Below are 13,071 nucleotides of genomic sequence, written 5' to 3' on the forward strand. Positions count from 1 at the left end.
CCGCTCAGGACCTGACTGGCGCCTGCGCGCGGCCTTTCCATTGGCCGCCGCGCTTGAGCCAGTAACGGCGCGCCGAGTCGAGCGTGGCGCCCAGGTAGAACAGCGCGGTCACCGGCAGCAGCGGTGCCAGCCATGCGGGCTGGCGGTATTCACGCAGCATTGGCCGATAACTGGCCGCCATCATGATCCACGCCAGCCACGCGGGCCATGTCGCCGCGCCACCGGCGAGCGCCAGCACGGGCGGAGCGATATACGTCAGCAGCATGCCGAGCGTCGCGCCGGCCAGCAGCCATGGCGAGTAGTGGAGCTGCGTGTAGGCGCTGCGCGCGATCATGTTCCACAGGCTCGACCAGTCGTCGTATGGGCGCAGCGACAGGCTGTCGTCGGCCAGATCCAGGCGAATCGAGCCGCCTTTCTTGATTTGCGCCGCCAGACTGCAATCGTCGATCAACTCGCCGCGAATGGCCTCGAATCCGCCGATACGGGCCAGTGCCTCGCGCCGTGCCAGCATGCAGCCGCCCGCGGCCGCCGCCACTGGGCTGCGCGGGTCAGCCACCTTGCGGAACGGATAGAGTTTGGCGAAGTAGAAGACAAATGCCGGCACGATCATGCGTTCCCACCACGATTCGCAGCGCAGGCGGGCCATCAGGGAAACCAGATCGCGGCGCTCGTCGATGGCGCGTGCCACGAGTTCCGTCAGCACGTTGGGCCCGTGCCAGATATCGGCATCGGTCAGGAAGACGAAACCCGCGTCCGGCATCGCCTTGTCGGCGGCGGCCAGCCCCTCGGACTGCGCCCATACCTTGCCACTCCAGCCAGCGGGCAGATCGCGCGCGCCGATAACGGTCAGCGCATCGGCGCGTCCCAGCGTGACTGCGGCCGCGCGGGCGATATCGGCGGTGCCGTCAGTGCTGTGGTCATCCACCACCACCAGATGCAGCGGCCCCGCATAGCGCTGGCCGAGCACGCCGCCGACGGCGCGACCGATCACATCGGCTTCATTGCGGGCCGGGATCACCGTGACCACGGCCGGCCAGTCGGCCGGGCGCGGCGACGTGGCCGGCTTGCTCACGCGCCAGAAGCCCGCGCGGGCAAATACCAGCACACACCAGATCACCAGTGTCAGCAAAGACAAAGCAAACATCATCTTCATTTCGATATGGGGACAGAATCGGAGCCCGGTGGTGGCGGCTCACTCCACCGCTTATTTCACAAACCGGCGCACCAGACGCGCGATACGTGGCACGAAGTCGGGCCGCAGCAGGCGCGCATCATACCCTGCCATGCGCCGTTCGTTCTCGACCAGGCACAGGTCGATCAGCGCCCCGGGCGTCAGCGACTCGGTCAGCGCGCCTGACGCGTTCATCGGAAAGTTGGCGTCCTGCACGCTGTCGCCGGTGTCGATGCCTTTGGCGATGCCGATGCGTTCGCGGATCAGATGGACCCACACGCGCCACACCTTGAGCGTGTAGAACGGGCGCCGCCACCACGGCAGACTGCGGCGATACCACGCCGCCCAGTTCACGAAGAACAGGATGTGCCGGCCTTCCTCCTGAATCACCGGCTCGAACGTCTCGACCAGCGCCTCGGGAAAGAAACCTGACTGCTTGGCCGCCGCGAACAGACCGAAGGCGGCAAAGCTGTCGATGCATTCGCTGTAACCGGTGGCCAGCCATCCCCATTCGGGGTCCGCCGGCACCGGGTAGGCGGGCTCGGGCTCGAGCGGAATGCCATAGGCCTGCACCAGCTTCGACAGCACCACCTTATGGCGCGCTTCCTCATCGCCATCCATCTCGAGCGCGCTGCGCAGCAGCGGATCACGCACGGTGCCCGCGAAGGCATGCACGCGTACTGAGGCGCGCCCCTCGGTCTGTACGGCGATGTCCCAGATCGGTAGCGAGGTCACACGGCGCAACGCGTCCGGCGCGAGTTGCGGCCAGTCGATGACGGCGGGTTTGTAGGGGTTGTGGGTTTGCAGCAGCATGTTGCTGAACATGCGCAGATGCTCGGGGGACCCGATATGGATCGGACCCGGTGTCGGGTCGGTCCAGTTGCGCATCGCGTGGTCGGCCTGTTCGACCGCCTTGCGCGCGATGGTCGCAGCCACCGCGACCGCGCGGGCCTCGGCAGTAGTTTCTCCATGCTGATCCGGGATGCTGGCAACATTGTCCTCTGCCATCCCGTCCTTTGAAATCCTTCTCATCGGTTCTCCCGCGTGGCTTTGCGGGATTATTGTAACGACGGAGCGCGCGCTATGCAGCCGAGCTGCGCACCGTGTAGTTTCTGCCGATGGGGCCGGCGTGAGTCAGCGCATGACCGCATGCGTGCGGTCGGGCGTGCCGCGCGTCCATTCCTGCGAGATATCGGGCACCACCTCGCATTCGCCACGTACGATATTCTCGATCGTGGCGCAGATGCCCTCGGTGCCGCGCGGACCCACGCAGACCAGGCCGCGCGGGTACTCGGCATGGGCGGGGATCGCGTAGACGTGCATCCCTTCGCGATACAGCGGATGCATAACCAGCCGCTCGTTCAGGAGTTCGACAAAGCGGCGGGGGCTGACAGTCTGCTTGTCCATCGCTTTCTCCGAAAACGCCCCCACTCGCTCGCGGCAGCGAGGCGCGTGGAGGAGGAGGGGGAAGGGAGTAAACAGCCTAGGCCAATCCGTGCGAAGCGGCAAAAGCCGTGCAATCGTTTGAAACTGGCTGGAGAGCGGCCTCAGTCAGTGATGCCGCGAACTTGGGCTGGTATGGCCACCCGCGGTGCGTGGCAAGTCCAGCATGCCGTTGCCGCAGGCCCAGCAGGCCGCTTCGGCTTCCGCCATCGACGCGTAATGCATCGAGGACTCGATGGTGCTGTCGCAATCGGCACCGCCACAATGCTCCTCGACGACAATGCGCCAGGAATAACGTCCCGGCGGATCTTCCATCACATGCATGACGAGCGTGCGACGCTTGTCGCTGAGCATCGTCGGGGCAGTGGGGGTGATATGGGGTTGCAGGGCCATGATGCGCTCCCGTGCCGCGAACCCCGGCGGGGCCGTCGGACTTTTACCATAGCACCGCTGTGCAGCAATGCCAGTTACCGATACTGCAATCTGGCGTAACCGCCCGGTGCCATGCTGCTGGCGGCATATCCCACCGTGCAGGCGGCATAATCCCATTCCGTTGGCGGCACATTTCCAGTATTGTTGCCGCTCTTTACCTGACCCGACTTCATGTCCGTACCGTCCTCCCTCGTCCGCGCGATCGACGCGCTCGTTGTCCACTACGACACCACCGTGCTGCCGGCGTGGACCGGCGCCGGCTGGGACGCCGCGCGGCAACTTGCGCACGAGGCACTCGACGGGGCCAGTGGACAGCCCCGACCGGACCAGCGTTTTCGTGCGATGGCGTGCGCGCGCCAGTTGTTTGTGTTCGCACGGGCGGGCCAGTTGACGCATGCCGGCGCGTTGTTTGCGTCGCTGCGGCGCTATTTCGGCGGCAGCGGCGAGGACAGTCAGGACAATGGCGCATGGCTCTATAGCGTCGGCCCCGACGGCACGCCGCTCGACGCCACGCGCGATCTTTATACCCATGCCTTTGTGATCTTCGCGGCCGCGCATTACTACCGCGCGTCGTCGGATGCTCAAGCGCTCGCACTGCTGCGCCGTACCGTGGCTGTGGTGGAAGAGCGCTTTGCCAACGGCCTGGGGCTCTATCATGCGGCGCTCACTGCTGATTTCGGCGACAGCGGCGCGGGCGTGCTGCAGAACCCGATCATGCATCTGACCGAGGCCTACCTCGCGGCGCTGGAAGCCACCGGCGACGCATGGTTCGAGACGCGGCTGCGCGTGCTGGCGCGCGCGGTGCATGTGACGTTTGTCGATCCGCTCAATGGATGCATCGCCGAATTGCCGCAGGGCACGGTCGGCAACCGCATCGAGCCCGGTCATCAGTTCGAGTGGTATTCGCTGGTCGCCATGGCGCCGCAGGTTTTCGCGGACTCGCCGCTGCCGGAGACGCTCGAACAGGCGTTCGCGTTCGCGCGCACGCACGGCCTCGGCGATGCCGACACGCTTGGGGTGTGCGCGGCGCTCGACGGGGCAGGGCGGCAGATCGATACCACGCAGCGCATCTGGGCGCAGACAGAATTTGCGCGCGCGCTGGGCCTGCGCGGCACGATCGGCGGCGATGCCAGCGCTTTGGCGCAGCTAGAAGCCTGGATCGCCAGTTTTCGCATCCGTTTCCTGCATCCGCGCGGCTGGCATGAAGTGCTGGCGGCCGATGGCAGCGTACTGCGCGCCGAGATGCCGTCCACCACGCCGTATCACCTGCTCACTGCCTACGAGGCGCTGCGGTCGTGGCGCTGAAGGTTGCGCTGAGCGTTGAACAAGCGCGGCTCAGTCTTCGCGGGATGCGCGCAGGTCGCTCTTCTGCAGCAGGCGCAGCAGCGTTTCCGCGGGCTTGCTGAGCCGGCGCGCCGACAGCGACACGAATTCCACATCGGGCAGGGCCGGCAACTCCGCGTGATTCACGGGCGGCACAAGGCCGCGGCCGGACAGGTTCTGGGCGCGCACGGTCACGCCCAGCCCGCCGCGCGCGGCGGCGATGCAACCCGAATGGCTACTGCTCGAACAGACGATATGCCAGCGCCAGCCACTCTTGGCGAGCGCGTCGAGCACCACCGAGCGCGTCACGCTCGGTTCGTGCACGAGGATCAGCGGCAGCGGCTGCCGCACGTCGATCACGGTGCCGGGCCGCGCGAGCCAGCCCAGCTGCCCGCGAAACAGCGGCACACCGCGCCGGTCGCCCTCGCGCCGCTTGCCCACCATCAGGTCGAGCGAGCCCGCATCCATCAACTCGTAAAGGCGGCCGGTCATACCGATCGTGATCTCGAATTCGACGTCGGGATGCGCATCGCGAAACGCCGCCAGTACATTCGGCAGCGGCCCCTGCGCCAGGTCTTCCGATGTGCCGAGCCGCACGCGCCCCTGCAGGCGTGGCGCGCTGAACTGGCTTTCCGCGCGTGCGATGGACTCGAGAATCAGGCGCGCATGCACCAGCAGCGCCTCCCCATCGGGCGTCAGCGCCAGCGAATGGGTGTCGCGCACGAACAGGCGGCGACCCACGCTCTGCTCGAGGCGGCGGATATGGTCGCTGACCGACGACTGGGACAGCCCGAGCTGGCGGCCCGCGTCGGTAAAGCTGCGCGCCGTGGCGACGGTGGAAAAGGTCTGGATCCAGACGGGATTGAGCATGGCCGCATTGTCATCGGCGTTTCCGATTGCAGTCAATAGCTCCAGAGGGGTTCCCGATAGGCGATGAGATCGTTAACATTTCAGCATTCGCTACAAAACCGTGCAATGACTGCCGCTTCATCCCCCACCGCCGCCGGTCGCGCAGACGCTTCGCAGAAAGCCATGCTCTGGATCGTGTTCGCGGGCTTCTTCATGCAAGCCCTGGACACGACGATCCTCAATACCGCGCTCCCGTCGATCGCCCACAGCCTCAACGAGAAGCCGCTCGCGCTGCAGCCGGTCATCGTCGCCTATACACTGACGATGGCCATGTTGACACCGGCCTCCGGCTGGCTGGCGGACCGCTTCGGTACGCGTCGCGTGTACTTCACGGCAATCCTGATTTTCGTGCTGGGGTCGGTGTTCTGCGCTACCGCGCACACGCTGACCGAACTGACCATTGCACGTGTGCTGCAGGGTATCGGTGGCTCGATGCTGTTGCCGATCGGCCGGCTCGCGGTGCTGCGCAATGTACCCAGCGAGCAATACATCGCGGCGCTCGCGTTCGTGTCGGTGGCGGGGCAGGTCGGGCCGATCTTCGGGCCGGTGCTCGGCGGCTGGCTCGTGGAGAGCGCGTCGTGGCACTGGATCTTCCTGATCAACGTGCCGGTGGGCCTGATTGGCTTGCTCGCGGTACGCCGCTACCTGCCGGCCGGCGAGTCCGGTGTGGCGCCGCCATTCGACTGGCTCGGCTGCGGGCTGCTCTCGCTGTGTATGGTGTCGTTCTCGCTCGCGCTGGATGCCTCGCATGGCACCGGCGGTCCGGCGCTGGGCATCGCGCTGGCGGCGCTCAGCGTCGTGTCCGCGCTGCTCTATATTCCGCACGCCCGGCGCCATCGCACGCCGCTATTCCGTCTGGCCCTGTTCCGCGAGCCAAACTTCACCACCGGGCTGATCGGCAATCTCGTGGCGCGCATCGGCTCGGGCGCGGTGCCGTTCCTGCTGCCGCTGCTGATGCAGCTGCAACTCGGCTACACGCCGTTCCATTCGGGGTTGATGCTGCTGCCGGTGGCGCTGACGGGCGCGGTGGCCAAGCGCTGGATCGTGCCGCTGGTCAACCGCTTCGGCTATGGCAATTTCCTCGTGGTCAACACGCTGATCGTCGGCGGTTCCATTGCGTCGTTTGCGGCCATGTCGCCTGGCTGGCCGCTCGCGCTGTCGATCTTGCAACTGGGGATTTTCGGTGCGTCGAACTCGATGCAGTTCGCGGCGATGAACAGCGTGACGCTGAAGAACCTGTCGCGCGAGGATGCGGGCAGTGGCAATAGCCTGTTCTCGATGGTGCAGATGCTGGCCATCGGCCTCGGCGTGACGATCGGCGGCACGCTCGTCAGCCTGTTCTCGGTCAAGCTTGGGGTGGCTGCGCCGGCCTATCGGCTCGCGTTCGTCAGCGTGGGCCTCATCACGATGCTCTCCGCGCTGGTGTTTCGCCGGCTCGATATCGCCGAACTGACGCGGCCGCGCCGCGCGGCGCCGGCTGCTGACCCGGCGGCGCGCTGAGTCCCGCTGATCACTCTTCCACGCCGTTCTCGCGCAACAGGCGTTCGCATTCGTCCAGCATGTCGTGGGCGAATGCGGACTGGTAGTTCGGATCCAGCGCTTCCATCATCTCGTGTGCCGCGTACAGGCCTGCTTCGCGCGACAGCGTCTCCGCGAGCTGACGTGCCAGCTGGTCGCTGAGTTCCGACAACAGCCGCCGTTCCGCCAGCGCCAGTTGCAGCTTCGAGCGCGACAGCCACATGCCTGCCAGCGTTGCGCCCTGCGCATCCGTCATCCAGCTGCGATGCTCGTAATAGGCCGACAGCCGCTCCGCGGCGAGCGCGAACACGAGCGCCTTGCGTGTGTTGAAGTCGATGCGCGCGGGTGGGGTTTGCGGAATCATGCGAACGGTGTGGGCAACTGAGCGCGCAGCCACGCGCCGATGTCGGCGATTTCCTCGAGGCACACCGAATGCGGCATCGGGTACGTGTGCCATTGCGGCGCGTGACCGCGCGCGCGCACGAAGTCGCGGGCCTGCTCGCCGAGTGCAAGCGGTACGACATCGTCACCGGTGCCGTGCGCCGCGAAGATCGGCGTGTCCGCGTTGGCAGGGGTGGCCTCGGCCGTGACGAGAGCGGGTGCGGGAATATAGGTCGACAGCGCGATGATGCCGGCGAGGCGCTCGGGGTGCGTAAGGCCTGCCGTGTAGGCGATGGCGCCGCCTTGCGAGAAGCCGGCCAGCACGATGCGCTCGCTTGGCACGCCGCGCGCGTTCTCGCGCGCGATCAGGGCGCGGATGGCGTCGCGCGACACGCGAATGCCGGCTTCGTCGCCACGGCGGCCCACTTCATCGAACGAGAGGATGTCGTACCAGGCGGGCATCACGTAGCCGCCGTTTGCGGTCACGGGCATGGCGGGGGCGTGCGGGAAGATAAAGCGGATCGCGGGCGCGTCGTCGAGGCCCAGTTCCGGCACGACCGGCACGAAGTCGCTGCCGTCGGCGCCAAGGCCATGCATCCAGATGACGGAGTACGCCGGATTTGGCGCGGTTTCTAATTCGATTGCGGGCAGCAGCGCGGCGGTCATGAGGCTGGTTCCAAGGTTTGGGGTACGCATGGCGTCCCGACACCGGAACCGGGCCGCGCCTGCGCACGGCCGCGAGTATCGCACAGGCTCATCACGCGAGCCGGCGTGACCGGCCCGGGACTGCGCGCTTGCGTGTTCGATTTACTTCAGGCGGCGGACGGCACGATCGGTACTGTGGTCAGCCCGGGCGCCACGCGTGTGGGCTGCGTGACCTGCGGTACCTGCGGCAGCTCCGTGCGTTCGTCTCGGCGTTCGTCGGATGCCATCGCGGTGGCGCGGCGCCGGTCGGCGACGCCTTCAACACCGCTCGTGCCGACCTCTTCGAGGAACGAGATCATGTTGCGGTAGTAATCCACCTGCATCTGCGCTTCCAGCAGGCGGCGTTCTGCCTGAAAAAGCGTCAGCCGCATGTCTTGCAGTTCCTTTTCAGCGATCTTCTCGGGCGTCGGTGGACTGAACAAGTTTGCAAGAGAACGCATGGCAGTGACCTCCAGGTGACGACTTCTACAGTTAATGCAAATGCCTTGCCATGAGCATCAATATAGTCGATGGAACGGGAGGTACACGATGGGTCACCATGAGACATGTGGGCTCGCCCACTAGAACGATTGCCGCTCTCCGGGTGGAGGTGTAGATTGTCCGCCGGTCCGGGGGCACGCCAATCGAAGTGCCTTGCCTTGCACGAAGGATCGATCACTTCTGCATGCGATTGTCATTTTTACTTCCGTGCAGAGGGTGCAGTTGTCATGTGCGCACGTTTGACACACTGCGGCATGACGACGAGGCGCGTTAACCCGGCTGCGCAAAAAACAACAAGTCTTGCGACGTTGCAACGACCGTTTAAAGGGGCCTCACCCCGCGCGCGTAGGGTGAGCGATGGCGTCGGGTGTGTGCCGAGTCGTCAAGGGTAGAATGCTGCGCTTGCCTGTCCGCCCCCTCGCGCGCTCCCACGCCCTATGTCCGTCTTTCGTCTTGTCCGTACCGGCATGCACACTGCCATCTGGCTGCTGCTTGCGTGCCTGCTGCTGACCATGGGGCGTGCGGCGGATGCCGCGCCGGTGCGCATTCTCGTCATCACGCCGAATACCCATCTGCTGCCCGCCGCGCAAGCTGCGTTCCGTGCCACGCTGGCTCGCGGCGACGAGGTGGCGGAGATCGACTTCTCGGCGACGCCGCCCGATGCCGCGCGTATCGCGCGCGCCGATGTGATTCAGACCTGGTACCTGCCTGCGGCGATGCAGCGCACGCTCGCGCCGGCGATGCGGGCCGCGCACGCACGGGGGGCATTGTTGCTGGCCACACCCACGCCAGATGCCGAGGCGGCGTGGGGCGTGTCGCTCGATGCCGCGCGCAACGAGGCCGCGCGACAGTATTGGGAAGCGGGTGGCACCGACAACCTTGCGGCGTTTTTTGCGTATGCGGCGGCGCAGCGTGGCGCGGCGATCGCGGTGCCGGCGGTGCGCCCCGCGCCAGTCGCGGGCATTTACCATCCGCGCGCGGCGCAACCGTTCGATGGTTTGCCGGCGTATCTGCAGTGGTATCGCAGCCGTGATGGGGGTGGCATGTCGGCGCAGGCACCGCTGGTGGGTCTCGCGTTTTATGCCACGAGTTATCGCCAGCGCGATCTTGCGCATATCGATGCGCTGGTGGCGGCGCTTGAGCGGCAGGGGATTGGTGTGGTGCCGGTGTTCGGCTGGCCGTTGTCGAGTCTGGATGCATATCTGACGACTGATGGCAGCGCGGCGGATGCATCGGCTGCGCCGATCTCGCTGCTGCTGTCGCTGAACCTCACGATTCCGCGCGCGCAGGACAAGGACTGGCTGGCGGCGCATCGTATTCGCGTGATCAACCTGATTGCCACGCGTGACAGCCGGGCGACGTGGGCCGGCGATGTGCGCGGCATCGCGGGCGATCGCGTGCCGCTGCTGCTGACCGCGCCTGAGCGTAGCGGTGCCACCGAGCCCATGCTGTTCGCGACGCAGGAAGACGTGGATGGCGCGCGCGCCAGCAGCGCGGTGCCCGAGCGCGTGGACGCGATCGTCGCGCGCGTGCGGCAGTGGCTTGCGCTGCGCGGCAAGCCTGCCGCCGAGCGGCACGTGGCAGTGCTCTATTACAACAACCCGCCTGGGCGCGGCAATATCGGTGCGAGCTATCTGGCGACGCTGCCGTCGCTGACGGCGATGCTCGAACGATTGCGCACAGCGGGTTACCGCACCGGGGCGACGTTGCCCGACACCGCCACGTTGACGCGGCTGCTCGAGGCCAATGGCCGCAACGTCGAGACCTGGTCGCCCGGCGAGCTCGAGACAATGGTCCGCGCGGGCCACGTGACGCTGCTGCCTGTGTCGCAATACCGCAAGTGGTTCGACGAACTGCCGCCCGCGTTCCGCGCAGCGGTGACGCGCGCATGGGGGCCACCCGAAGGCAATCCGTTGATGCTGGTGCGTGCGGATATCGCTGGAGTGTCCGGCGAACCTGCGTTCGTGATTCCGGGCCTGCGTTTTGGCAATGTGTTCGTCGGCCCGCAGCCGCTGCGCACGACGTTTGCACGCGCGCAGGACACTTCGCACGATCTGCTCACGCCGCCGCCGCATTCCTATATCGCGGCGTATCTGTGGTATCGCCACGCGTTCGGCGCCGATGCCGTCGTGCATGTGGGGCGCCATGGCACGCTCGAATGGCTGCCCGGAAAACAGGTAGCGCTGGCTGGCGACGACAGTGCGGAAGTGCTGCTCGGTGGCCTGCCGAATGCGTACGTCTATATTCAGGACGGCGGTGGCGAGGCGATTCAGGCCAAGCGCCGCAGTGCGGCGGTGCTCGTCAGCCATCTGTCACCACTGCTTGCCGACGCGGGCCAGCCGCCGGCGCTGGCGCGGCTCGATGCGGCCATCGAGCAGGAGGAGGCCACGCGCGACGCGTCGCCGGAACTCGCGCGCCGCTACCGCGCGGAAGCGCTCGCGCAGATCCGCGAACTGGGGCTCGACCGCCAGCTTGGGCTTGATGCCTCGGCGCCATGGGAGGCGATTGAGCCGACCATTCACGCGTTTCTCCACCGCGTGGAGGCGGAGCCGGTGCCGCTCGGTATTCACGCGCTGGGCGCGATGCCGCCCGTGGCCGAACAGCAGGACGCACTGGCAACGATGCTGGTGGGCCGGCTGCGGCAGGAGACGGTACGCGCGCTCGGGACGGCACGCCTGCGCGAATGGGCGGCCGATATGGTTGCCGCGCGCGAGCCGTCGCTCGACGGCGTGCCCGCCGTGCAGGTGGAGTCCGCGCGCGCGGCGATTGCGACGGGCCGCGCTTGGCTGACCGACCTGCGCGCGTCCCCCGCGCGCGAGCTCGACGGCCTTGTCACCGTGCTCGATGGCAACTACCTGCCCAGCGGTCCGCTCGGCGACCCCGTGCGTACGCCCGACTCCCTGCCCACTGGCCGCAACCTGCACGCCTTCGACGGCGCACTGATGCCCACGCGCGCCGCGTGGGAGCTCGGCAAGTCCATGGCCGCGCAGACCCTCGAGCGCTATCGACAGGAGCACGGCGCGGCGCCGGAAGCCGTATCGATGGTGCTCTGGTACGGCGAGACCGAGCGGCATCAGGGCGCGATGGAAGCCGAAGCGCTGTATCTCATGGGCGTCATGCCCGTATGGAACGCCCGCGGCGCGGTGGAGGATGTGCGGCTGATCCCCGACGCGGAGCTTGGCCGCCCGCGTGTGAACGTGGTGCTGACGATCTCGGGCATCTACCGCGATGGTTTCGGCGACAAGGTGGCGCTACTCGACAAGGCGGCGCGCCTTGCGGCCGCGGCGGGCGACAACGCGCTCAGTCGGCACGATCGCGCGGTGGCAGCCGCGCTGGTCGCGCGCGGCACGGACCCCGTGCAGGCCGCGCGCCTCGCGCGGGCACGCGTGTTCGCCGCCAGCCCCGGCAGCTATGCGATCGGCGTGCAGCAGATGGTCGAGCAAAGCCGCGACGTGCAGCCAGGCGGCCAAGGCAGCCAAGGCGCTCAAGGCCCCGACCGCTCGCCGCTCGCCGAACTCTACCTGCATGCCATGAACCACGCCTACTCGTCCGAAGGCTGGGGCGAGAGCGCCCCCGGCGCATTGGCCAGCCATCTGCGTTCAAACCAGACCGTACTGTTCTCCCGCACCAGCACACTCTACGGCGCGCTCGACAACGACGACACCTATCAGTACGCGGGCGGCCTCGTCGCAGCCACGCGCGCGGTGACCGGGCAGGCGCCGCCGCTCTGGCTGCATAACCTGCGTACAGCGGGCGAAGTCCGCACCGTCGATGCCCGCGCGTGGCTCGCCACCGAACTCAATGCGCGCCACTGGAATCCGAAGTGGATCACCGCGATGCAGCGCTCCGGCTACGCCGGCGCACGCGAGATCCAGCGCGAGATCGAGCATCTCTACGGCTTTCAGGCCACCGTGCCCGAGCAGATGTCGGGCACGTTCTGGCAACGCACGTACGACGTCTACGTGGCCGACAGCCTGCACCTCGGGACGGACCAGTTTTTCCGCACCGCCAATCCACACGCACAGCAAGCCATGTTGGCAAGACTGATCGAAGTGGACCGGCAGGGCAGCTATCGCTTCAGCGATGCGGAACGCACGGAATTGTTGCGCCGCTACGCAACATCTGTGCAACGCGACGGCCTGTCGTGCACCGCGAATACCTGTGGCAACCCCGTGCTGATGGCCCATATCGCGCGGGCCGCGCAGGCCGCGCACATCGACCCGGCCATGCTGCGCGACGTCGGCCGGCAGTTCGCCGCCGCGAAAGTCGTGCAACCGGTCTCGGCATCGGGCACACCACCGGCCACACCACCGGCCACACCATCGGCACCCCCGTCGCATGTGCGTCCCGAACCCGCCGCCCCGGCGCGCGCCGCGCCGATGCCCACCCCGCCGCGGCAAGATGCCGCACCGCAAGCGACATCCCCTCCGGCGCCAGCCGCCATCCACGGCATCCGCCTCGAACCCGTCCCTACGAAGACCGCAGCGCCCACCGCGCTGTCCGCGCCGTGGCGCCTGGGCGCGGCCGCGCTTATGGCGCTCGTCTTCTTAGCCGGCGCGCTCGCCGCGTGGAGCCGCGCCGCCCGCTGAAGCCCCATCGAAGTCCCACCGAAGTCCCCCGCATCCCCCGGCGGGAGGGCTTCAGACGTAGCACTTGCTGCCGATATTGACGCATGGTCCTGCCTGCCAGCAGCGACCGCCAAATCCAAT

11 protein-coding genes are annotated in these 13,071 nt (G+C 67.2%); 3 read left to right on the forward strand and 8 right to left on the reverse strand.

Translation table 11 applies throughout. The annotated features are described in order from the left end of the window. Positions 1-4: 4 nt before the first annotated feature. The 4 genes from LDO41_RS12020 to LDO41_RS12035 all read right to left on the reverse strand — a co-directional run bounded on the left by LDO41_RS12020 (position 5) and on the right by LDO41_RS12035 (position 3,007). A complete protein-coding gene (locus LDO41_RS12020) occupies positions 5-1,153 on the reverse strand; it encodes a glycosyltransferase (RefSeq protein WP_223988255.1) in 1,149 nt (382 codons plus the stop codon). A 51-nt stretch (positions 1,154-1,204) separates the two neighbouring features. Then, positions 1,205-2,179 carry a ferritin-like domain-containing protein gene (locus LDO41_RS12025; protein WP_223988712.1) on the reverse strand — a complete coding sequence of 325 codons (975 nt, stop codon included), beginning with the start codon at positions 2,177-2,179 and terminating at the stop codon, positions 1,205-1,207. A gap of 126 nt (positions 2,180-2,305) precedes the next feature. Continuing rightward, positions 2,306-2,578, reverse strand: coding sequence for a hypothetical protein (locus LDO41_RS12030; protein ID WP_223988256.1), 273 nt, complete (start codon positions 2,576-2,578; stop codon positions 2,306-2,308). Positions 2,579-2,722: 144 nt separating this feature from the next. After that, positions 2,723-3,007, reverse strand: coding sequence for a hypothetical protein (locus LDO41_RS12035; RefSeq protein ID WP_223988266.1), 285 nt, complete (start codon positions 3,005-3,007; stop codon positions 2,723-2,725). Positions 3,008-3,217: 210 nt separating this feature from the next. Here LDO41_RS12035 and LDO41_RS12040 point away from each other — a divergent pair, with 210 nt between their 5' ends. Further along, entirely contained in the window at positions 3,218-4,351 is a 1,134-nt protein-coding gene (locus tag LDO41_RS12040) for an AGE family epimerase/isomerase (protein ID WP_223988268.1), read from the forward strand. Positions 4,352-4,381: 30 nt separating this feature from the next. Here the strand turns inward: LDO41_RS12040 and LDO41_RS12045 are convergent, their stop codons facing one another. After that, positions 4,382-5,239, reverse strand: coding sequence for a LysR family transcriptional regulator (locus LDO41_RS12045; RefSeq protein WP_223988270.1), 858 nt, complete (start codon positions 5,237-5,239; stop codon positions 4,382-4,384). 162 nt (positions 5,240-5,401) lie between these two features. Between LDO41_RS12045 and mdtD the strand changes: the two genes are divergently transcribed. Continuing rightward, positions 5,402-6,778 carry a multidrug transporter subunit MdtD gene (gene mdtD, locus LDO41_RS12050; protein ID WP_377741593.1) on the forward strand — a complete coding sequence of 459 codons (1,377 nt, stop codon included), beginning with the start codon at positions 5,402-5,404 and terminating at the stop codon, positions 6,776-6,778. 10 nt (positions 6,779-6,788) lie between these two features. Here the strand turns inward: mdtD and LDO41_RS12055 are convergent, their stop codons facing one another. The 3 genes from LDO41_RS12055 to LDO41_RS12065 form a co-directional block, all read right to left on the reverse strand. Then, positions 6,789-7,160 carry a hypothetical protein gene (locus tag LDO41_RS12055; RefSeq protein WP_223988274.1) on the reverse strand — a complete coding sequence of 124 codons (372 nt, stop codon included), beginning with the start codon at positions 7,158-7,160 and terminating at the stop codon, positions 6,789-6,791. Beyond that, complete coding sequence (locus LDO41_RS12060) at positions 7,157-7,843, reverse strand: alpha/beta hydrolase (RefSeq protein WP_223988276.1); 687 nt, start codon at positions 7,841-7,843, stop codon at positions 7,157-7,159. Before LDO41_RS12060 ends, LDO41_RS12055 begins: the two co-directional genes overlap by 4 nt. A 146-nt stretch (positions 7,844-7,989) precedes the next feature. Beyond that, positions 7,990-8,322, reverse strand: a complete 333-nt coding sequence (locus LDO41_RS12065; RefSeq protein WP_223988278.1) for a hypothetical protein — start codon at positions 8,320-8,322, stop codon at positions 7,990-7,992. 507 nt (positions 8,323-8,829) lie between these two features. On the opposite strand from LDO41_RS12065, the gene LDO41_RS12070 reads away from it, so the two are divergent. Then, positions 8,830-12,951 carry a cobaltochelatase subunit CobN gene (locus tag LDO41_RS12070; protein WP_223988280.1) on the forward strand — a complete coding sequence of 1,374 codons (4,122 nt, stop codon included), beginning with the start codon at positions 8,830-8,832 and terminating at the stop codon, positions 12,949-12,951. Positions 12,952-13,071: the final 120 nt, after the last annotated feature.

It is taken from the genome of Cupriavidus pampae (assembly GCF_914271485.1).
GTDB classification, from domain to species: Bacteria; Pseudomonadota; Gammaproteobacteria; order Burkholderiales; family Burkholderiaceae; genus Cupriavidus; species Cupriavidus pampae.